General features: G+C 46.1%; 19 protein-coding genes and 1 pseudogene. 9 read left to right on the top strand and 11 right to left on the bottom strand.

Annotation, left to right across the window (positions count from 1 at the left end; translation table 11 throughout):
* Nucleotides 1–19: 19 nt before the first annotated feature.
* The 7 genes from cdd to ACLIIY_RS07995 all read right to left on the bottom strand — a co-directional run bounded on the left by cdd (nucleotide 20) and on the right by ACLIIY_RS07995 (nucleotide 7,035).
* Complete coding sequence (gene cdd / locus ACLIIY_RS08025) at nucleotides 20–907, bottom strand: cytidine deaminase (RefSeq protein WP_005439818.1); 888 nt, start codon at nucleotides 905–907, stop codon at nucleotides 20–22.
* A gap of 265 nt (nucleotides 908–1,172) precedes the next feature.
* Nucleotides 1,173–1,850: an LrgB family protein gene (locus ACLIIY_RS08020; protein ID WP_434528489.1), complete on the bottom strand. Its 678-nt coding sequence runs from the start codon at nucleotides 1,848–1,850 to the stop codon at nucleotides 1,173–1,175.
* A 1-nt stretch (nucleotide 1,851) separates the two neighbouring features.
* Entirely contained in the window at nucleotides 1,852–2,226 is a 375-nt protein-coding gene (locus ACLIIY_RS08015) for a CidA/LrgA family protein (RefSeq protein ID WP_005439820.1), read from the bottom strand.
* 58 nt (nucleotides 2,227–2,284) lie between these two features.
* On the bottom strand, nucleotides 2,285–3,706 hold the full coding sequence (gene sbcB / locus ACLIIY_RS08010) for an exodeoxyribonuclease I (RefSeq protein ID WP_434528488.1): 1,422 nt from the start codon (nucleotides 3,704–3,706) through the stop codon (nucleotides 2,285–2,287).
* 162 nt (nucleotides 3,707–3,868) lie between these two features.
* Nucleotides 3,869–4,549 carry a DUF1826 domain-containing protein gene (locus ACLIIY_RS08005; RefSeq protein ID WP_434528487.1) on the bottom strand — a complete coding sequence of 227 codons (681 nt, stop codon included), beginning with the start codon at nucleotides 4,547–4,549 and terminating at the stop codon, nucleotides 3,869–3,871.
* 224 nt (nucleotides 4,550–4,773) lie between these two features.
* Nucleotides 4,774–6,147, bottom strand: a complete 1,374-nt coding sequence (locus ACLIIY_RS08000) for an L-cystine transporter (RefSeq protein WP_020194842.1) — start codon at nucleotides 6,145–6,147, stop codon at nucleotides 4,774–4,776.
* Nucleotides 6,148–6,339: 192 nt separating this feature from the next.
* On the bottom strand, nucleotides 6,340–7,035 hold the full coding sequence (locus tag ACLIIY_RS07995; protein WP_208445438.1) for an NAD(P)H-binding protein: 696 nt from the start codon (nucleotides 7,033–7,035) through the stop codon (nucleotides 6,340–6,342).
* A gap of 676 nt (nucleotides 7,036–7,711) precedes the next feature.
* On the opposite strand from ACLIIY_RS07995, the gene ACLIIY_RS07990 reads away from it, so the two are divergent.
* The 9 genes and pseudogenes from ACLIIY_RS07990 (at nucleotide 7,712) to btuD (ending at nucleotide 16,349) form a co-directional block, all read left to right on the top strand.
* Nucleotides 7,712–8,323: a flavin reductase family protein gene (locus tag ACLIIY_RS07990; RefSeq protein WP_017190319.1), complete on the top strand. Its 612-nt coding sequence runs from the start codon at nucleotides 7,712–7,714 to the stop codon at nucleotides 8,321–8,323.
* Between the two features lie 19 nt (nucleotides 8,324–8,342).
* Nucleotides 8,343–9,386, top strand: a complete 1,044-nt coding sequence (gene cobT, locus ACLIIY_RS07985; RefSeq protein ID WP_434528486.1) for a nicotinate-nucleotide--dimethylbenzimidazole phosphoribosyltransferase — start codon at nucleotides 8,343–8,345, stop codon at nucleotides 9,384–9,386.
* Entirely contained in the window at nucleotides 9,386–10,192 is an 807-nt protein-coding gene (locus tag ACLIIY_RS07980) for an adenosylcobinamide-GDP ribazoletransferase (protein WP_434528485.1), read from the top strand. Before cobT ends, ACLIIY_RS07980 begins: the two co-directional genes overlap by 1 nt.
* Nucleotides 10,189–10,737, top strand: a complete 549-nt coding sequence (gene cobU / locus ACLIIY_RS07975; RefSeq protein ID WP_434528484.1) for a bifunctional adenosylcobinamide kinase/adenosylcobinamide-phosphate guanylyltransferase — start codon at nucleotides 10,189–10,191, stop codon at nucleotides 10,735–10,737. The genes ACLIIY_RS07980 and cobU overlap by 4 nt, the downstream gene beginning before the upstream one ends.
* Nucleotides 10,734–11,348: pseudogene (cobC, locus tag ACLIIY_RS07970) on the top strand (alpha-ribazole phosphatase). The gene cobU and the pseudogene cobC overlap by 4 nt, the downstream one beginning before the upstream one ends.
* 82 nt (nucleotides 11,349–11,430) lie before the next feature.
* Nucleotides 11,431–13,230 carry a M3 family oligoendopeptidase gene (locus ACLIIY_RS07965; protein ID WP_017190315.1) on the top strand — a complete coding sequence of 600 codons (1,800 nt, stop codon included), beginning with the start codon at nucleotides 11,431–11,433 and terminating at the stop codon, nucleotides 13,228–13,230.
* A 238-nt stretch (nucleotides 13,231–13,468) separates the two neighbouring features.
* Nucleotides 13,469–14,497: a succinylglutamate desuccinylase gene (locus ACLIIY_RS07960; RefSeq protein WP_005439838.1), complete on the top strand. Its 1,029-nt coding sequence runs from the start codon at nucleotides 13,469–13,471 to the stop codon at nucleotides 14,495–14,497.
* A gap of 102 nt (nucleotides 14,498–14,599) precedes the next feature.
* On the top strand, nucleotides 14,600–15,595 hold the full coding sequence (gene btuC, locus ACLIIY_RS07955; protein ID WP_434528483.1) for a vitamin B12 ABC transporter permease BtuC: 996 nt from the start codon (nucleotides 14,600–14,602) through the stop codon (nucleotides 15,593–15,595).
* Nucleotides 15,582–16,349 carry a vitamin B12 ABC transporter ATP-binding protein BtuD gene (gene btuD, locus ACLIIY_RS07950; RefSeq protein ID WP_434528482.1) on the top strand — a complete coding sequence of 256 codons (768 nt, stop codon included), beginning with the start codon at nucleotides 15,582–15,584 and terminating at the stop codon, nucleotides 16,347–16,349. The genes btuC and btuD overlap by 14 nt, the downstream gene beginning before the upstream one ends.
* Nucleotides 16,350–16,402: 53 nt before the next feature.
* On the opposite strand, the gene ACLIIY_RS07945 is transcribed toward btuD, so the two are convergent.
* From ACLIIY_RS07945 to ACLIIY_RS07930, 4 genes are all read right to left on the bottom strand, one after another.
* Nucleotides 16,403–16,726: a hypothetical protein gene (locus tag ACLIIY_RS07945; RefSeq protein ID WP_434528481.1), complete on the bottom strand. Its 324-nt coding sequence runs from the start codon at nucleotides 16,724–16,726 to the stop codon at nucleotides 16,403–16,405.
* A 235-nt stretch (nucleotides 16,727–16,961) separates the two neighbouring features.
* Nucleotides 16,962–17,537 carry a nucleoside triphosphate pyrophosphohydrolase family protein gene (locus ACLIIY_RS07940; RefSeq protein WP_005445519.1) on the bottom strand — a complete coding sequence of 192 codons (576 nt, stop codon included), beginning with the start codon at nucleotides 17,535–17,537 and terminating at the stop codon, nucleotides 16,962–16,964.
* A gap of 110 nt (nucleotides 17,538–17,647) precedes the next feature.
* Nucleotides 17,648–18,229, bottom strand: coding sequence for a DUF1415 domain-containing protein (locus ACLIIY_RS07935; RefSeq protein ID WP_009697385.1), 582 nt, complete (start codon nucleotides 18,227–18,229; stop codon nucleotides 17,648–17,650).
* An 82-nt stretch (nucleotides 18,230–18,311) separates the two neighbouring features.
* The gene (locus ACLIIY_RS07930) at nucleotides 18,312–19,523 is read right to left on the bottom strand and encodes an MFS transporter (protein WP_434528480.1); all 1,212 of its coding nucleotides are present in this window, start codon (nucleotides 19,521–19,523) and stop codon (nucleotides 18,312–18,314) included.
* Between the last annotated feature and the right edge of the window lie 57 nt (nucleotides 19,524–19,580).

Raw genomic sequence — 19,580 nt, 5'->3', positions numbered from 1 at the left:
TTGTATTGAAGTTTATGAATTAAACGTTCACAAAACTCACTGGAATATCAGGGTTTAGCGCTTCTAGCGTTGATTGAGTATCGGCTAGGTGGCTGATCTTGCCTTGCGAGTTCTCAACCAGAGCTGCAGCTTTGATGTCTTCAAACTGCTCACCAGCCATCAGGATTTGAATCAGTGCAACCTGAAGCGGTGGAAGGCTAGGGTTGAACGCCGCGTTTTCTGCGTAAGCGCCTTGGAATACGCGACCACTGTTCATCTCAAGAGCAATACCGCTCAAGTTGTTAGTGTAAGGCGCGTGACTGATGTTCATTGCGCTCACCGCTTTTTGGATCAGAGCGTCATCTTCATCACACACAAACTCGTGTTTTACATCTGCCATTAGACCAGATTCGATGCCTAAGTCTGCAGGACCAAAAGCTTCTGGAAGGTAGTGGTGTAGTGACTTTTCTTCGCGTTCTGGCAATTGGATCTTAAGTTCTTTTGCCGTAGTTAGCTCATTCATGAACTGACGACAGTGACCACAAGGGCTGTAGTTGATGGTGATGTCTTTCACACCATGTTCGCCTTTCATCCAAGCGTGGCTGATCGCACACTGCTCAGCATGAACGGTTTGACCCAGTTGAACGCCGAAAAACTCCATGTTCGCACCAAAGTAAAGGCGACCAGATAGACCGCGAACAATCGCACCGACATAGAATTCAGAAATTGGAGCGTAAGAAAACGCTGCGGCAAAAGGAAGTAGAGCAACACGAAGCTCTTTGTCTGAAAGGTTGGTAGCGTTCAGCAGCTCATCAAACTGTTGCTCAGAAATAGTGGCATCAAAATCGTCAGCGAGAACGATAGGAGCAAGATGTGTTGAAAGTGCTTCAGGAGCGCTTGCTAGCGCCTGTTCAATGCGACTTTTCATGTTGAATCCTTGTTATTGCATGGACAGTTATTCTATGTGAAAGATGGAAATGTTCTGTGCTTTAGATCACGTTAATGTGTGTAATGATAATTTACGTTACATAATTAGAGTGAGCTCACACATGTATTCGATTTCACGACGATTTAACGTTATCTCTGTCCCACTAATAACTATATCAACGTATATTCATACTGCGAATTTTCTGGATGAGATTATGACCTGCTCACTTTATCGGGAAGCAAAGCAGAGCAGGTCAATGAGGTCTTTATTGGTATAACCAAACAGCCAAAGCAAAGAAGCTTGGCGCAAGAATAGAAGTGATGATGCCACACAGCACCAAAGCTAGAGATGAGAAAGCCGCATCACCAGGCTGTTTTTCAGCACATGTTGCTGTCCCAAGTGCGTGAGAGACAGTACCCATTGTCAGGCCGCGAGCGATAGGGTGCTTAATGCCGATAAGGTTAAAGATTGGGTAAGCTAAAATCGCCCCGAATAAACCCACAATAAGCACTAAAATAGCGGCAACAGCGGCTTCACCACCTAAGTGACTAGAGATTTCCATCGCGATAGGGGTGGTTACCGATTTGCCCACTAAGCTTGCAATGAGGCTGATGTCTGCTTTGAACGCAACAGCAATAAGTGTTGCCGTTAGCATCGACATCACGCTGCCCAAAGAGCAAGCCAGCGCGATAATGCGCCAATTGGCTTTGATTTGAGGCAGTTGCTCATAGAGCGGATACGCTAGCGCAACAACAGCGGGTTGAAGCAAGAAGCTAATATACTCGTTGTCGGCGTAGTAGGTTTCAAACGGCACTTTCAAAAAGGTGAGTAGAGGGATCAATACTGCAATGCTGATTAAAAGCGGGTTGGCGATTGGGTTGTTCACCTTAATCGAGATTTGACGAGCGGCAAGGAAAACCACAATAGTGACAAGTAACCACATATTAGTGTTTCTCCTTCAGCAAGTAATCTAAGAACCACGCTAAGCTGACCAATACGATCAGTGACCCGCCTACGGCACTCGCAATAATTGGCAGTGCATTCGCCAACAACATATCAAAGTGCTGCATCAAACCAACACTGATTGGGACGAACAATAAGATCATGTAGCGTATGAAAAGCGTCGCGCCAGGCTTAACCCATTCGACTTTAACGAAGCCAAGGGTCATAGAGAAAAACAGCACAAGCATACCGATGACACTTCCAGGAACAGAAACGCCAGTGAATTTTTGAATAGTGTTGCCGATGCCAAGTGCTCCCATGATGAGTGCGAGGGAAATGAGCAAATGGACCAGCTGTAGTAATCGATCTTTAATCATTTTGACAGCATATAAAACAACAAGCACACCCGAAGGTGCGCTTGAACAAGGTAAGAAATTAGGAGGCTAAGCTCTCTACATAACGATAGACGGATTTTAGTATCGCTATCTTCTTTTCGTCACTTTCATGTTCGTGAACTAAGTTTTCTAAATTCAGCATGTACTCTTCAATTTGGCTTTCGAAAACTTCACGACAGTGTTGTGCCCAACGTCTTTGTTCTTGTTCATCCAGTGTGCCTGCGTAGTGACGGGCACGGTAACGGAATAGCAACGGCTTGATGCGTTTGTCATCAAACTCAATGTCCAGCGCAGCAAGGTTATTTGGATCTGTTTCACGAATGATGTCCATCGCTGCGCGATCTGCTGGTGAAAAGAAGCCATCGTACAGTTGCGTATCCACATCATCGCTCTTTTCGAACTCACGCTCAATAGAGAATAGACTAATTAGCTTCTCACGGATTTCTGGGTGTTGACGCAGCAGCGCTAGATTACTCAAACATTTCTGACGGTCGATTCCGATTACTTCTGCGTTCTCTGCCGTTAACGTTTTAGCTGGAGCAAGAATAGGGCACTTGTTCAGATGCACGAGCTTTACGGGTACAGGCAGTAAGTCACCCAGTTCTTCACGCTTGGTGTACAAACGCTCTTTCAACTCTTCTGCTGAAAGCTCAAGGATAGGCTGAGGATCTTTGGCTAAATCAATCGTAATGACGGCGTTGTTGTTGGTTGGATGCCAAGCCACTGGCACAATCCAGCTTGTGTATTGGCACTCACGTCCCATCATGCCTGACACGTGCATCAATGGCGTCATGTTTACAATATCGACTAGCTCGTTCAGTTTGCGCTTGTTACGCATCGAGTAAAAGTAATCAAACAGCTTTGGTTGCGCGGCTTTGACTTTCTTCGCCATCTCAATCGTAGCAATTACATCTGCCATCGCATCGTGAGCATTGCTGTGTTCAATGCCGTTGGCGACGGATAAATGCTCAAGCTTGAAACTCGTAAAGCCTTCATCATTCTCCGGCCATTCCACACCTTCAGGACGAAGGGCATGACACGCTCGCATCACATCTAGCAAATCCCAGCGCGAGTTACCGTTTTGCCAGCTCCAGGCATACGGGTCGATAAAGTTGCGGTAACAAGTGTAACGTGTGACTTCATCATCGAAGCGGATGCTGTTGTAACCAAGGCTCGTTGTGTTTGGTTTAGAAAGCTCGGCGTGGATCTTAGCGATAAACTCAGGCTCAGGTAGGCCTTCTTGCACGGCTTTTTGTGGCGTAATGCCAGTGATCAAAGCGGCTTCAGGTGAAGGGAGATAATCAGCAGGTGGGCGACAGTACATGACCAAAGGTTCACCAATGATATTGAAGTTTTCATCAGTGCGAACGCCTGCGAATTGGCTTGGACGATCTTTGGCTGGACTTGTTCCCCAAGTCTCGTAATCAAAAAAGAAAAAAGTGGGCTGATTATCTTGGTGCATTCTGCTTACCGTTTACGGAACCGATTGAGGGTATTAGACCATTCAACGCCTTGACTCGCAACGAAAGATGCAAGGTGATGTTGTGAAAATGGAAAAGCCAACGGCGAACCGTCGGCTTAATATTTCGGAATTGACTAATGCTTAGACTATTGAGGTGTTGTATCACCCAAAATCTAAGGTTAATAGCAAGCGAGGCTCACTCGATTCAATGTTCGGAGACCTGTGTACCAGACCTCTGTTTTCATTGCCGCTCCAACGTTCACCTTTCAGAAGTGCAACATCACCCACAGACAAATGTTGAATGTCATTCTTTTTCATGTACAAACCTGATTCCGAGTCTGGGAGTCCATTGCTACCGTGCCCCAGTTTGGCGCGATTGACGGCATCGTTGGCTAGCCACTGTGTCGCAGTACCATGATATGTGGTTACCAATCGGCAAGGTACTTGGTCAACGTGAAAGCGGGGACACATCGCACTATTGAGCGTTGCGAGGCGTAATCCTGCATCTTTGAGTTCAAACAGATAGCAGAACATATCAACCAACTCAGCAATATTTCTTAGTAGCACTTCTGGTGCTTTTCCGTCAGTTGCGAATTGCAATGTTTCTAAAGCGTTTTCCGGGGAGACACTCAACGACTTACCAAAGGTGGGGTTTGACGTAACAAACGCTTTGCTTGCATCAATAAGCTGTTGATCAAATTGACGCTGCCAAATCGCGATATTGATGTCTTCCTGATAAATGTCTGCCAACACCGTCGGTTCTTTTCGTGCACTGAAACATGCAGTTTTGTGTGTGTTTCCCAAGGCTTCAGTTGTAATGGACTCGGTTAAAGTTGAAGTCATGATATAACCTCCGATGTTATTCGTATGCGCTTTAGTTTGTTAAAATGTTATATCATAACAATTAATACTAACAAACCCATTTGCCGCAAATGTTATTTAGACTCTGGTAAGTCTTTGAAAGAGGTTGGGGGAGATTCGTCATGCTTTATTTTAGCGAGCCTGAAAACCAAAAAAGCCGATGGGAAAACCATCGGCTCGTGTAAGAAATGTTTATTGAGTAGCGACTACGCTTTCTGTTCTTCCAACGCAGTTTCGCTATTGGTTGACTTTAATACTCGGCTGGTAATCGTTCCGGCTGTCATCGCGCCAGACACATTAAGTGCAGTTCGCGCCATATCGATCAATGGTTCGATAGAGATAAGCAACGCAGCAATTGTCACAGGCAAGCCCATTGCAGGTAGTACAATCAATGCCGCAAAAGTTGCGCCGCCGCCTACACCGGCAATACCGAATGAGCTAATCGTGATAATAGCAATCAGTGACAAAATGAAGTTGATGTCTAGAGGATCAATACCCATGGTTGGCGCTACCATTACCGCCAGCATTGCTGGGTAAATACCTGCACAGCCGTTTTGACCGATAGTCGCACCGAAAGACGCGGACAAGTTCGCAATCGCTGGTGGCACGTTTAGTTTGGTGATTTGTGCTTCAACGTTAAGTGGAATCGTTGCCGCTGAGCTGCGTGACGTAAATGCAAATGTCAGTACAGGCCAGATCTTCTTAAAGTACTCTGCTGGGCTCACACCAACGAAAGACACTAGCAGTCCGTGTACAAGGAACATAAGTAAAATAGCAACGTACGATGCCACGATGAAGCCTAACAGGTTAAGGATGTCACCAGCACTTGAGGTTGCAACGACTTTTGCCATCAGCGCTGCGATACCGTAAGGCGTCAATGCCATGATCATCTTAACTAAACGCATCACGATAGATTGAGCTGCCTCAACGAAGGTGCGAATAGGAGATTCTAGCTCTTCTTTTTCTGCCATTACTTTACGCGCAGCGATACCTACTAACACACCAAAGATAACCACAGCAATGATCGATGTAGAGCGAGCACCTGTGAGATCAGCAAATGGGTTGGTTGGAATAAAGCTAACTAGCATCTGAGGAATCGTTAGGTCGCTTACTGAGCCTACACGGCTTTCCAGTACCGCAATACGAGCTGTTTCACGCGCACCTTCTGTGAGACCTTCTGCAGAAAGACCAAACGTTGTGGTCACCAGAATACCAATCATGGCAGCGATAGCGGTCGTAACGAGAAGAACAGAAATCGTAAGGCCAGAAATCTTACCCAGAGAGCCGCCTTTTTCCAGCTTAACAACCGCTGAAATCATAGAGACCAGTACCAATGGCATAATGACCATCTTCAACAGGCCAACGTAACCACTACCAACGATACCAACCCACTCAAGCGTTTGAGCAATCACATCACTGCCTTCGCCATGAATCAGTTGTAAAGCAAGACCGAAAAGTGAACCAGTCACAAGACCAATTAACACAAGACGAGATAACGTGTTCTTTTTTTGTTGTTGGTTAAAAAGAAAGAATAATATGGCGATAAACACCGCCAGAGAGGCAACCACTGCGAAATTCATAATCTGACCTTATTAATCAGCGCCAAATGCTGACTGTTTTTTATACGGGGCTATATACTGGTAACGTAAGATACCGATCGGGATATAACTTTAAAAATGAAAAACAGGTATTAGATAGATCGAAAATGAATATAAAAGTGAGACGCATATCTCGTGCAATAACGTTTTAGCACGAGATTTATCCGATTTTATTTAGTCATAATGCTTGATGAGGTCCATCATCTCTCTTCTATGCAAATAGACGATTGGGTCTTGTTGATAGCTGAAAACTTGGTAAATCATCGCTTTGGCTACGTCTTGAGCTTGAATAGGCACAAAATTCGCCAGCTTCCCCAGCATAAGCGGACGAATTACTTTAGAAAGAGTCTGAACAACCTTCTCATCTGTACGAGGATTTTCTCGTTGCCCGACCAGAGGTCCCGGTCTTGCGAAGACCACTTCTTCAAAGCCCATCTTTTCAATATTTTTTTCCATGTGGCCTTTGCAAGCAAGATAGTGGGATGATGAAGAGGCTTTTGCACCCAAACTCGATACGACTGCAAGGCGTTTTACGCCAATCAACTTCATTTGCTGAGCCACTTTACACACTAACTCGACATCGATTTTCCTTAAACCGTCTTTGCTGCCGGCTTGCTTCAATGTAGTACCAAGACAAATGAAACCAACACGAGGGGTAGGCTGTTGTTCGTCCCAGTCATGAATGGTGAGTTCAGCATCGAGAAGTGGGATGATTTTATTATCAGGGTCGGCAATGTCAGTGAGGGCTCGTCGAGAAAGGGAATACAGAGTTTCGATGCTGGGCTGTGAGATCAGTTGAAGGAAGACTTCTCTACCAACCAGCCCTGTTGCGCCAGCGATTATGACACATGCATTTGAATCGTTACTCATTGTATTCTTCCTCATAGAGAACAGTTGCTTAGGCTATTGTAGCTTAATTGTTCAGCCAAGCATTAGGCATGCTATCAATGTTTGACGCACGACCCGTTTGCTCGCTCTTCAAACGAGGCAAATAAAAAGACCCGCGGGACAAACGGGTCTTTTTTCTTAGGAGAATGATAAGGGTATGGATCGCCGAGATTGGCGTGGTGGGTTTGGCTTGCCTCTCTTAGCGGGGCGACGACTTTGATTGGCAAACATAATTTCTCGCTTTTTGTGTTAGGGACGATTTCTTTAAAGCATCACACGTGCCAACTTTCAAAATACAGGCGATGAGGAAATCAGCTCTCGTTTCATTTACGCCTAATCTTTGTTAGACGTGCTATTGTATAGTTTTTATTTATCAATGCTTTAAGTTGTTTGGTTAGACTGATATTGACCATCAGACGTTATCAATTAGAGCGCTGAAAAATAAATGACTGAGACTGAGTTGGTTTAAGTTGAATTCTTTCTTTAGTGGAACAAGCTTGTTGAAATAACATTTTTATCAATATGACTGTCGAATTGACAAAAAGCGCTGTCAAAAAGAGAAAATCAGATGAAATTGCACGGGAGAGGGGTACACTTGTTCTCTCAATTTGTCGGGAGTCTTATCTCTCTCGCGGTTTTCTAAGACCAAGGACGTCGTATGAACATAGATCTCAGTACGCTTGCGCCAACGCAGGTGTACCATTTGATGACTCAAACTGTCATTCCTCGCCCAATCGCTTGGGTGCTCACAGACTCAGGTGAGCAAAACTTCAACTTAGCGCCATTTTCCTACTTTACTGCGGTTTCTAGCCGTCCACCTTTATTGATGATTTCTGTGGGAAAAAAGCCCAATGGAGACATCAAGGACACCACGCGAAATGCATTAGAAACTGGTAAGTTGGTTATCCATATTGCACCCAGCGATCTCGCGGATAAAGTCACTTTATCTTCTGCCACATTAGAACATGGGGAATCTGAACTGGAGACGACTCAACTTGAGACGGTTGATTTCCAAGGTTTCGAATTACCACGCTTAGAGGGCGCGCCAATTGCATTCGGCTGTAAGTTGCATGAAGTGATAGAGATGGGGGAGACACCGCAAAGTTTAATCTTTGCAGAGATTGAACACATTTATGTCGATGAGCGGGTCATATCCATGGAGGGTGACCGTTTAAAAGTTGATGCCTTAGCTGTAGACCCATTAGCTCGGTTAGGCGGTAATGAATACGCCACGTTAGAAAAAACTTTTTCTGTCGCTCGTCCAAAATAAAGAATAAGGAATCATCATCATGGATCGCTCTTTTGCCTCAGAAATTCAAGCTCGCATTGATAACAAAACCAAACCGTTAGGCGCTCTTGGTTTGCTCGAAAAAGTGGCGCTAGAACTGGCGTTAATTCAAAGCCAAGATAAGCCTCAAGCGGTAGAAACAATAGAAATTCGCAAACCAACCATGTTGGTATTCGCTGGTGATCATGGTATCGCAGAAGAAGGGGTGAGCATTGCGCCAAGTGCTGTGACTCAACAAATGGTGGCGAATTTTCTCGTTGGTGGCGCTGCTATTAACTGTTTCTGCGATCTCAACCAAATTGACTTTAAGGTCATTGATTGTGGCATGTTGTCACCGATCGATACCTTAGTTCCTGACTTTAAACATCATCCCAACTTGATTGAGAAACGTCTGGGAAATGGCACGGCAAACTTTGCTAAACAAACGGCGATGTCACTAGAACAAGTCGCGCTAGGCTTAGAATATGGAGCCCAGGTCGCGCAGCAGGCGATTGTTAATGGCTCGAACTTGTTGATGTTTGGTGAGATGGGGATTGGCAATACCAGTTCGGCATCGGCATTGTTAACTGCGCTGAGTCCATTGGAAGTCGACCATTGCGTTGGCTATGGCACGGGCATTACTCAAGAGCAGCTAAACCGTAAGATCAAGCTAGTCGCACAAGGTGTGAATCGCTGTTGTGATCTAGATACCAAAGGCGCGTTGGCTCAAGTCGGTGGGTTCGAAATTGTGCAAATGATTGGCGCATTCATAGAAGCGAAACGCCACAAAACGCCAGTCTTGGTCGATGGATTTATCGTATCTGTAGCCGCTTATGTCGCGACTCTATTGGATGAAGAGACGCGAGATTACATGTTGTTTGCTCATAACTCAGAAGAGAATGGGCACAAGTTTGTGCTGGAATGCCTACAAGCGGAGCCTCTCTTGGATCTTGGTTTGCGTCTAGGTGAAGGAACTGGAGCTGCGCTTGCTTTGCCACTGGTAAAAGCGGCAGCTCAGTTTTACAACAACATGGCGAGCTTTGAGAGTGCGGGAGTGACGGTTTAGTGTCTGCTTCTGATAATACACTCCATTCAGAGACTCGTTCTTTGCGCTACCAGAGTGAGCTTTTCTTGCTCGCAGTAAGTTTTTTTAGCCGTATACCAGTGCCTTCTGATTTACCTTACAGTGAAACGCGCATGAACCAAGCGGGCCGATATTTTGCTTTGGTAGGTGTGGTGCTAGGGCTACTGTGCGCAGCTGTATTTTCACTGGCAAGTTTATTGTTCCCAAACTCAGTTGCCATCGTGTTGACCATGGCATTTAGCCTGCTGCTTACCGGTGCGTTCCATGAGGACGGTTTAACGGATATGGCGGATGGTATTGGTGGTGGCATGACGTTAGAGCGCCGCTTAACCATAATGAAAGACAGCCGCATCGGGACGTACGGCGCGGCAACGCTAATGATGGCGCTGTTGGCGAAGTTTGTATTTTGGAGCGAGTTAGCCAATGAACCTCAATTTTGGCTGATGATCGTCGTGGCGTACACAGTGAGCCGAGCACTGGCTGCCACTCTCATATATGACATGCCTTACGTCAGTGACACGGATACCTCGAAAAGTAAGCCGTTAGCGAATAAGCAATCGAGCTTAGAAGTCGCAATATTGCTCTTTACTGGTGGGGTAGTCGCGTTGTTACTGGGTGTGACTCAGGCCGCTGTGATTGTATTGGTAATGACACTGTTTCGTGTGGGCTTTAAACGCTGGCTGACCAAACGTATCGGCGGATTTACTGGCGACTGCCTTGGTGCTGCGCAGCAGCTTGCAGAGTTGCTTGTTTATCTCACTCTTATCGCATTTAGTCATTCATTATGAAGCAACTTATTCTAGGTGGTGCGCGCTCAGGAAAATCGAGCTTAGCAGAGAGCAGGGCGCAACAATGGGCACAAAATAAAAACGGAACGCTTCACTATGTTGCGACGGCATTGCCTTTTGATGATGAAATGAAGCAACGCATTGCTCACCATAAACAGCAGCGAGGTGCTGGGTGGATGGAACATGAATGTCCGCGTAACTTGCCAGAGCTCATTTGTGAGTTTTCGTCTCAAGATGTTGTGTTAGTTGACTGCCTTACGCTTTGGCTCAACAACTGGATCTTTGAACTCGGTGATGACTGCTGTAATGAGCGGTTAGAGGAACAAATTGAGTTGTTGGTGAATGCGGCAGCACAAGCTGAAGCGACGCTGATTTTTGTCTCTAATGAAGTCGGGATGGGCATTGTGCCGCTCGGCGCCGTCAGTCGTTACTTTGTCGATAATGCGGGACGGATGAATCAAAAACTGGCGACCGTATGTGAGCGAGTCACGTTTGTCGCTGCGGGCTTGCCGCTTGAGCTCAAACCACAGGAAGGGAAGAGATGAAAACGCTGAATATCTATTTACTGCGACACGGGAAAGTGAACGCAGCCCCAGGTTTACACGGACAAGCCGATTAAAAAGTCGATGAAGCTGAGCAACGCCAAATTGCGCAAGCCTGGCAACAGACGGGTCGAGAGGTAGAAGGGATCATCAGCTCTCCCTTGTCACGTTGTCACGATCTTGCTGAGATACTTGCAGAGCAGCAACTTTTGCCTTTAAGTGTGGAACCACAACTTCAAGAGTTGGATTTTGGTGATTTCGACGGCATCCCATTTGACATGCTTTCTGAGCACTGGAATAAGCTCGATGCGTTTTGGAAAGCACCAGCACAATACACCTTACCGAATGCTGAGAGCTTGGATGATTTCTCTCATCGTGTAACTTGTGCTTGGTCTCAAATCATTAATGATATCAATGACAACTTGCTAATTGTCACGCATGGTGGCGTAATTAGAATGATTCTTGCCCATGTATTGGGTGTAGATTGGCGCAATCCGCGATGGTATTCGACATTAGCGATAGGAAATGCGTCAGTAACACATATAACAATTACCATCGATGATCAGATTTACGCCTCAGTTCGCTCGATAGGCGTACCACTATTTGAAAATTAGTCACGGAAGTAGCCAACGCTTGGATCTCTACCGAGTTTAAGAGAGAAAAGGGCTGGCTCGATTACATCAAAAGGAACCATAAATGACCGCTCCTAGCTGGGATTTATCCATCGTTTATAACGATCTCGCTGACCCACGAATTCAAGATGACATTGCCCTTGTAGAGCAATGCATTGACCTACTCAATAAACAGTCTGCTGATTGTAATTCTGTTGAAGTGATGCAAAACGCAATCTTAACCAGTGAGGCGGCAAGCCGTTTGGCTGGCACGATTGCGAACTTCGCTAACTGTTACGCGTCAGTGGATGCGACAAATGCAGAGGCGAAAGCACTGCTGGGTCGTATGACGCGTATTTTCTCTGAGCTTTCTCAAGCTTACAGTGCGTTTGAGCTTAAATTAACTCACGCTGATGAAGAGTTCATTACTCGCGTTTTGGATCATGAAAATCCAGACATCAGTGGTCAGGCGTTTTCAATCCTAAACTCACGCAAACTGGCTGACACACGCTTAAGCACCGAAGAAGAAAAGCTGTTAGCGGCGATGAGCGTGGATGGAAAATCTGCGTGGGGTAAGTTATACAACAACCTCACGGGCTCTTTGAAAGTGAAGCTTGACTACGCTGATGGTGAAAGCGAAGAGCTTGGCTTCTCGCAAGCGGCAAGCATTCTTTATGGCTCTGAATTTGATCGCCAAGAAGCTGCGTGGCGTGGCGTTCAAAAAGCGATGGCAACACATCAAGAGTCTTTTGCCTCTATCCTTAACGCGCTTTCAGGTTGGCGCTTAACAGAGAACAAAAAGCGTTCTACCAAACGTGATGTTCATTTCCTTGATCCAAGCTTGCATGGCAGCCGAATCAAAGCGGAAACGTTGGATGCCATGATGAAAGTCGCTAAAGACAGCCGTGAGATTGGCCAAAAAGCCGGTTTGCTAATGGCGAAGGTCCACGGTTTGGATGAGATGAAGCCATGGAATCATCTTGCAGCGATGCCTGCTTTGAGTGGCGAAGCGAAAGTTTATCCATTCGATGAAGCAATCGACGTCATTTGTGAAGCGTTCGAAACCGTGAATCCAGACATGTCCGAGTTTGTCCGCATGATGGTACAAAACGGCTGGATTGATGCCGCGCCTAATGCCAACAAACGCCTTGGCGCATACTGTACTAAGCTGCCGGCGACGCGCACGCCGCTCGTATTTATGACGTGGAGTGGTAGCCGCTCAGACCTGATGACGCTTGCTCATGAGCTTGGTCACGCATTCCACAACTGGGTGATTCGTGATTTGCCGCTTTGCCAAACATACTACCCGATGACGTTGGCAGAAACTGCTTCAATTTTCGCTGAAAACATCGTTCGCGATCATCTGATTTCAAAAGCAGAAAGTGTGGATGATAAGCTCGAAATGTTGTGGGAAGAGCTCTCTTCGGCGTTGGCGCTGATGATCAATATTCCAGTTCGTTACGAATTCGAAAAAGCCTTCTACGAGCGTCGCCAAGAGGGCGAACTGACAGCAGATGACTTCTGTGAGCTGATGTCAGAAACGTGGAAAGATTGGTATGGCGATGTGATGAGCGAAGCTGACCCTTATTTCTGGGCGAGCAAACTGCACTTCTCAATCTCTGGGGTGAGCTTCTACAACTACCCATATCTGTTCGGCTTCTTGTTCAGTAAAGGTATCTACGCTCAACGTGAAGCTAAAGGGGAGCGTTTCTACGACGATTACGTAGATCTATTACGTGACACTGGCAACATGATGGCTGAAGAAGTTGTAGACAAGCACCTTTCAATGGACCTGACGCAACCAGAATTCTGGCAGCAGAGTGTGGAGCTAGTTCGTGACAAAGTAGACGAATTTGAACGTTTACTCGCACAACGTGGTGAATAAACGCTAAAAGTTGATCAAATCATAATGATCTTCTTTAGGGCTGTGGTAAAGTTCACAGCCCTAACACTTTGTAATTGTTTAAAAAATAAACGCCTCAATGCTTGATTTGAGTGCATGGCGCGAAAAGGTATGGGATTTTAAATAAATTTGGCGGCTTCTACTCATAAGTGGGATCGCAACAACAAAAATCCTTTGTACAATTTATTAACATACCCGCCGTGCTATTAAGGAGTAACGCATGACGAAGTCTCTCTTTCGCCAATCGTTTTTAACTGACACGTTAGATGTTCATATTGATGTCGCGCCAGCGGAGCAGGTGCTGTCTAATGGTGTAAAACTTAAACTCTATCAGCGTGGTGTGCTAGAAGTGATTCCTGACGAATACACTCAGGAAACAAAGAACGTCATCATCTCTTGTGGTGTCCACGGGGATGAAACCGCACCGATGGAGCTGGTGGATTCAATTATCAAAGACATCGAATCTGGCTTCCAGAAAGTCGAGGCTCGATGCTTATTCATTATCGCTCACCCAGAATCGACTCTGGCGCATACGCGATTTTTAGAAGAAAACCTTAACCGACTGTTTGATGAGAAAGAGCACGAGCCAACCAAAGAGCTTGCGATTGCTGATACCCTCAAATTGTTAGTCAGAGATTTCTATCAAGATACGGCAGCGGAAACACGCTGGCACTTAGATTTGCACTGTGCGATCCGTGATTCAAAGCACTACACCTTTGCGGTGAGTCCGAAAACGCGTCATCCTGTTCGTAGCAAAGCTTTGATTGATTTTCTCGACAGCGCGCATATTGAAGCGGTGCTGCTTTCTAACTCGCCAACCAGTACATTTAGCTGGTTCAGTGCAGAGAACTACGGCGCTCAAGCTTTGACGATGGAACTGGGTCGAGTGGCTCGCATTGGTGAAAACGACTTAGACAAACTGACAGCATTCGATTTGTCACTGCGTAACCTAATTGCAGAGGCGAAAGCGGAGCACTTGTCTAAACCATGTATCAAGTACCGTGTTAGTCGTACGATTGTGCGTTTGCACGAAGATTTCGACTTTATGTTTGATGACAACGTCGAGAACTTTACCTCATTCGTTCACGGCGAAGTGTTTGGTCACGATGGTGACAAACCATTGATGGCGAAGAACGATAACGAAGCCGTTGTTTTCCCAAACCGCCACGTCGCGATCGGTCAACGCGCAGCATTAATGGTGTGTGAAGTGAAAACGCGCTACGAAGATGGCGAGTTAGTCTACGATTAATGCCATATCGCTTTAATTTCGGCGAATAAAGCGTAAGAACACATTTGCAATTTACCGAGGCTTAACTGTAAGGTTAAGCCTTGTTTGTATTTATCGGCTACTATGGATTTTCAACAACTTATCCTGAACAAGGAACGACGCTGGCAACGCAATCTTTTGATCATGTCAGTGATTCTCGTGCTGCTCTCTGCTATCCACTTGATGGTCGGAGAGGTATTCCTTTCTCCTTTTCAGTCTCTCTCTGCATTTGAACAAAAACTCTTGTTGGATTTACGCCTGCCACGTTTGGTTTCTGCCGCCATTATCGGGGCAGCATTGGCGGTCTCTGGTGCTACCTTACAAGTTCTACTCGGGAACGTATTAGCCGAACCCGGCGTTCTCGGGATCTCCGGTGGCGCGAGCTTGGCAATGGTGCTCGTCATGTTTGCCTTGCCAGTTTTACCGTCTCCAATGATCTTTATGTTGGCTGCCATTGCCGGTTCGATGTTGTTTACTGTTATTTTGGTTGGTATCGCTAGGGCAATGCATCTTACTACCGCACGGTTGCTGCTCGTCGGTGTAGCTCTGGGTATTTTGTCGAGCGCAATTGTGACGTGGGCATTCTACTTTAGCGATGACTTGAGCCTGCGTCAGTTAATGTATTGGCTAATGGGGAGCATTGGTGGAGCAAGTTGGTATCAGCACACGGTTACTTTGGTCATGCTACCTGTGCTAATTTGGCTCTGCTGCAAGGGCAAACCGCTTGATAAGTTGATGCTAGGGGAAATCCATGCCACTCAACTGGGCATTGATGTTCATCAGATGCGCTGGAAACTCATTATGGCAATCTCCGTACTTGTTGGTGGTTCCGTTGCGTTGGGTGGGATCATTAGCTTTGTGGGCTTAGTCGTACCGCATCTGCTTCGATTAGCGTTTGGTACAGAAAACCGTTACCTGTTGCCTCTGTCGGCAATATCTGGCGCAGCCTTATTGGTGTTTGCTGATATCGGCGCACGTTTGTTGCTTGATTCTGCAGAGTTGCCGCTGGGAGTGATGACCACTTCTATCGGCGCACCTATCTTCATTTGGATGCTGGTGAAAAGTCATGATGCACGTTAAGCACATCGCAGTGGGAAGCCGTCTACTACCGTTGTCCTTTGAATGTAAGCCGGGTGAGGTTGTCCATGTCGTGGGTCCAAACGGCTCCGGGAAAAGCACATTACTTGGTGCGATATCTGGCACCTTAACTCAGCGTGAAGGCGTGGGTGGGGAAGTACTTGTCGAGAATAACGACTTGCTAGCAATGCCACTTTCAGAACAAGCGTATATCCGTGGGTATCTGTGTCAGCAATCGAGGCCCGCATTCAATGTTGATGTCTTTCAATACTTAGCACTTTCATTGCCAACTGGTGCCAATATCAGCGACGCGAAAGTACGAGATGCCGTTAATATTGTTATTGAGCTAGTACAATTGCAAGACAAGCTTCATCGAAGCATTCAGACATTATCCGGCGGTGAATGGCAACGTGTCCGTTTAGCCGGAGTGTGTTTGCAAGTTTGGCGCACAATTAACCCTTACTCTAAGCTATTGATTTTGGATGAACCCGCAGCGCCGCTGGATATTGCCCAAGAAGGACTGCTATATCAGCTCATTAATGCCGTCGCTGCGCAAGGCATAGGGGTGTTGGTCGCAAACCACGATCTAAACCGAACGCTTAAGCATGCTGATAAGGTACTGCTGCTCAATAACGGCGTATTGCATTCTTCCGGTAACGCCGATGAAGTGCTATCAGAAGAAGGATTAGCTGAGGTGTTCCAAACTCAAGTTAAGAAGGTCTTGGTAGAAGAAAGGCCGTATCTAATTTTTGATTAGTATCCTAAAGAAATACAGAGCATCCAGATGCCAAGCGTTTATTTGGTGAGAGACTAAAACAGAGGCATCTGATGTGAATGGGACTTCTTGATATCTAATGGGTTATCGACCCCCTGAAAGTACTCCACCCAAACTTTATTACTTCTCGGAAACTCTCGTCGGAGGGCTTTCTTAATGTGTTTACGCGTACTGACCAAATCTCCTATCATTGTTTGATTGTGATACCCCGTTTCAACAACTTGGAACTCGCTATCTGCTAGACAATAAATCAGAAAACCGCGATCTCTCTTATAAGTCTTAAACTCTACCGCTTCTTTAGGCTGCAATTCTTTGAACTGTTTTTCGACTAACGGCAACACCTGAGATATATGAATCATAGGTAATCCACGATATGGTAACTGAGATAAGGTTATCAGAGAGATAGACCTCAGAAATATCAATAAATACTGAACAGATGTTTAGTGGCGTTAAAAGCATGGATTTAGCTTCATTGACCAGAGATTCAATGAAGCTTAACTTTTAAGTAATGAGGCTCTGAGCGGACATAAAAAAGCGCCCACAATATCGAGTATTGTGGGCGCTGAATTTTATCTGTTGTACCTAATCGACGACTTACTGTGTAAGTGGCTTAAGGTCTGCAGGGCGGTAGTAAACCGACTTTAGCACCTTGCCTTTACGTACCGTTTTGCCTTCAGATACAAAATCTTCTGCGCACTTCGCAATGATGTATTCGCCTTTTTGAACCGCCATTAGCTTGATGCCTTGTTCAGCGTAGAACGCTTCTGTTTCTGCGTATTCTTGTTCGTTGCGACACACTTTGCTCATGTTGCTTGAGTGCACTTCGTCCCAGCAAGGAATAAAGTCGATACCACGGTTCACCGCTACGTTAAGCAGTAGATCGATCAGGTAGCTGATCGCTAGGTTATCTTCAACTTTGCTGTCACCAAGGTGTACTAGACGGCCCATTAGAACGTAAACGCTGTCAATGATTGCGTCTGCTTGCTCGGTTTTGCAATCAGCTTCCGCTAGTTCAGTAAGCTCTTCGATCGCAAGAGAAGTGTGTAGCGTATCTGCTTGTGCGTCTAGGCTTGCAACATCCGCCACTGGTAGGTCGAAAGTGCTACGGAACTCGGTGATGTCACGGTATAGGTGATCAAAAATCTCTTGGGTTAGCTTTGACAGTTGCATTCTAATGTCCATTGAATCGATTGAAGTCGCAATCATATCAAACCGAACTTTAATCCCCAAGCGATCCCATTCTAACTGGTTAGAAATCTGTCTCTTGGGGGGAGTGAGTTTTAGCGGAATAGATAAGGGAAGAGCTTCTTACGTTCTTCCTCTGAAAGCGCTGAGACACGTGCAATATTGGTATCTGGAATGGACTCTGGATCAGGGTAGTGTTTAAGTACCTTTTCCATGCTCTCTTCACGGATCAAATGAAACACTGGGTATGGAGAGCGATTCGTCAGGTTTTCATCATCTTCTGGTTCTGCACCGCCAAAGCAGTAATCAGGATGGAAGGTGGCAACTTGGAAAATGCCTTCCCAATCTTGCTGTTTGATCAAGCCTTCAACCCAATCAATGAAGAAGTTGTAATCCCAGAAATCTTGCAGCATGTTTGGAACCACAACCAAGGTTGTCTCCAGTTTTTCTGGCTCGGTATTACTCAGTTCGATCAGCTGCAGCAAAATGTCTTCAAGTAGTGCTTCTTCTTGCGAGGCTTCACTCACGAAGATTTTGATTTGTTTATTGCGCTGTGGCTTAGCGGCGAACGGACAGAGATTTAACCCGATCACGACATCATTGAGCCATTGATCGACTTGCTCTGTGATCGCATTGATATCGGTGTTTGGTGATTCTTGTGTTGAGCGCGTTGGCATACGACTTTCTTGCTTTTATGAGTGTGGCGCAAGCATAGCAGACCAGCGCCTCAACATAAAATCAATAGGACTTAACGCTTCGTTAAGCCGGTAAGTCTGCATTATCACCAGCGTCGATTCGCTCTGTGATGTGTTTTAAGAATGCGATAGCAGCGAACATGGCAATGTACAGTGCACTGCCACCGATGAGTACACTCGACCAACCGCCGTTTTGCCAGCAAAAGAGCAATAGGAATCCACCTAAACTGCCGCCAATGTAGTAATGCACGAGATACAATGCGGTCGCCGTCGCTTTTGCTTGTGTCGCGTTTTGTCCAACCCAGCCGTAAGCGAGCGTGTGAGTAAAGAACGCGCCGAAGCTGATCAATAACAAACCTGTCAACATTACAGGTATGCTTTCAATTACTGCGATCCACATGCCAGCCATACTGACGATAGAGCCTAAAAACATGCCAAGTATCGGTGAAAAGCGTTTACTCCAATGTCCGGCACAACGGGAAGAAAACGTACCACCCAGGTAGCAAACAAATATGAGAGAAGCTAACCCGACAGGCACATTATGTGGCGCACTGACCAAGCGGAATCCCATTACCGAATAAAGATTAACGAACAACGCAAAGTTCAAACCGCCAATCAGCATGGCGAACCACACACGTTGATTTTTGAAGTGTCCGATAATAGCTTTATTGTGGTGCCTTAAACTGCTCGACGAAGGGGTAAAGTTTTTCTGTTTTGGTAGCAAGTAATGCACGCTAACCACGCCGATAAGGGTGAATAGCATCATAACTTCGATGGCGACGTCGATGCTGAAGTTGTCTGCCAGCAAACCTCCGCTGATACGTCCTGCGATCCCTCCCAATGAATTGGCTGCGATATAAGTACCAATCGCCATTGAAAATGCGTGTTTATCTAGCTCTTCCGCCATATAAGCAACGGCAACCGCAGCAAACGCGGCAAGCGCAATACCGATCAAAGCGCGACAAACCACTAAGAACAAAAACGAATCGCCAAGCAGCATTAATGCGGAGATAGCAGGGATCGAGAACAGACCAAACATCATTACAGGTTTGCGCCCAATTGATTCAGAAAGCACAGCCATCGGGACCAAGCTAAAGGAGAGAGCCAGTGTGGTGGCGGCGAATAGCCAGTTGACCTGCGTTTCCGAGATCTGAAAGTGCGCAGCAAAGCTTGGCAGCATCGGCTGAAGGAGATAAAGGTTTGAGAAAACCAAAAACGAGCCGAGCGCCAGAGATAGCGTAATGCGTTTGTATTCCGGAGTGCCGAAACTGACCATGAGTCCTGCCTAATGCGAGCGAGCAAATATAAAGAAACTGTGATCAATCTATCAGTT

It is taken from the genome of Vibrio sp. K4 (assembly GCF_051122595.1).
GTDB lineage: Bacteria > Pseudomonadota > Gammaproteobacteria > Enterobacterales > Vibrionaceae > Vibrio > Vibrio owensii.
The sequence above is the reverse complement of the archived record's forward strand: the minus strand, read 5'-3'. Positions and strand labels throughout refer to the sequence as shown.

Bases quoted from the DNA above. Each gene is read 5' to 3' on its own strand.
- ACLIIY_RS07945 (WP_434528481.1), bottom strand. From the start codon at position 16,726: ATGATTCATATATCTCAGGTGTTGCCGTTAGTCGAAAAACAGTTCAAA.
- ACLIIY_RS07940 (WP_005445519.1), bottom strand. From the start codon at position 17,537: ATGCAACTGTCAAAGCTAACCCAAGAGATTTTTGATCACCTATACCGT.
- btuD (WP_434528482.1), top strand. From the start codon at position 15,582: ATGATGCACGTTAAGCACATCGCAGTGGGAAGCCGTCTACTACCGTTG.
- ACLIIY_RS07995 (WP_208445438.1), bottom strand. From the start codon at position 7,035: ATGAGTAACGATTCAAATGCATGTGTCATAATCGCTGGCGCAACAGGG.
- ACLIIY_RS08020 (WP_434528489.1), bottom strand. From the start codon at position 1,850: ATGTGGTTACTTGTCACTATTGTGGTTTTCCTTGCCGCTCGTCAAATC.
- ACLIIY_RS07960 (WP_005439838.1), top strand. From the start codon at position 13,469: ATGACGAAGTCTCTCTTTCGCCAATCGTTTTTAACTGACACGTTAGAT.
- ACLIIY_RS07930 (WP_434528480.1), bottom strand. From the start codon at position 19,523: ATGGTCAGTTTCGGCACTCCGGAATACAAACGCATTACGCTATCTCTG.
- ACLIIY_RS08005 (WP_434528487.1), bottom strand. From the start codon at position 4,549: ATGACTTCAACTTTAACCGAGTCCATTACAACTGAAGCCTTGGGAAAC.
- sbcB (WP_434528488.1), bottom strand. From the start codon at position 3,706: ATGCACCAAGATAATCAGCCCACTTTTTTCTTTTTTGATTACGAGACT.
- btuC (WP_434528483.1), top strand. From the start codon at position 14,600: ATGGATTTTCAACAACTTATCCTGAACAAGGAACGACGCTGGCAACGC.
- ACLIIY_RS08015 (WP_005439820.1), bottom strand. From the start codon at position 2,226: ATGATTAAAGATCGATTACTACAGCTGGTCCATTTGCTCATTTCCCTC.
- cobU (WP_434528484.1), top strand. From the start codon at position 10,189: ATGAAGCAACTTATTCTAGGTGGTGCGCGCTCAGGAAAATCGAGCTTA.
- ACLIIY_RS08000 (WP_020194842.1), bottom strand. From the start codon at position 6,147: ATGAATTTCGCAGTGGTTGCCTCTCTGGCGGTGTTTATCGCCATATTA.
- ACLIIY_RS07935 (WP_009697385.1), bottom strand. From the start codon at position 18,229: ATGCCAACGCGCTCAACACAAGAATCACCAAACACCGATATCAATGCG.
- ACLIIY_RS07990 (WP_017190319.1), top strand. From the start codon at position 7,712: ATGAACATAGATCTCAGTACGCTTGCGCCAACGCAGGTGTACCATTTG.
- ACLIIY_RS07965 (WP_017190315.1), top strand. From the start codon at position 11,431: ATGACCGCTCCTAGCTGGGATTTATCCATCGTTTATAACGATCTCGCT.
- cdd (WP_005439818.1), bottom strand. From the start codon at position 907: ATGAAAAGTCGCATTGAACAGGCGCTAGCAAGCGCTCCTGAAGCACTT.
- cobT (WP_434528486.1), top strand. From the start codon at position 8,343: ATGGATCGCTCTTTTGCCTCAGAAATTCAAGCTCGCATTGATAACAAA.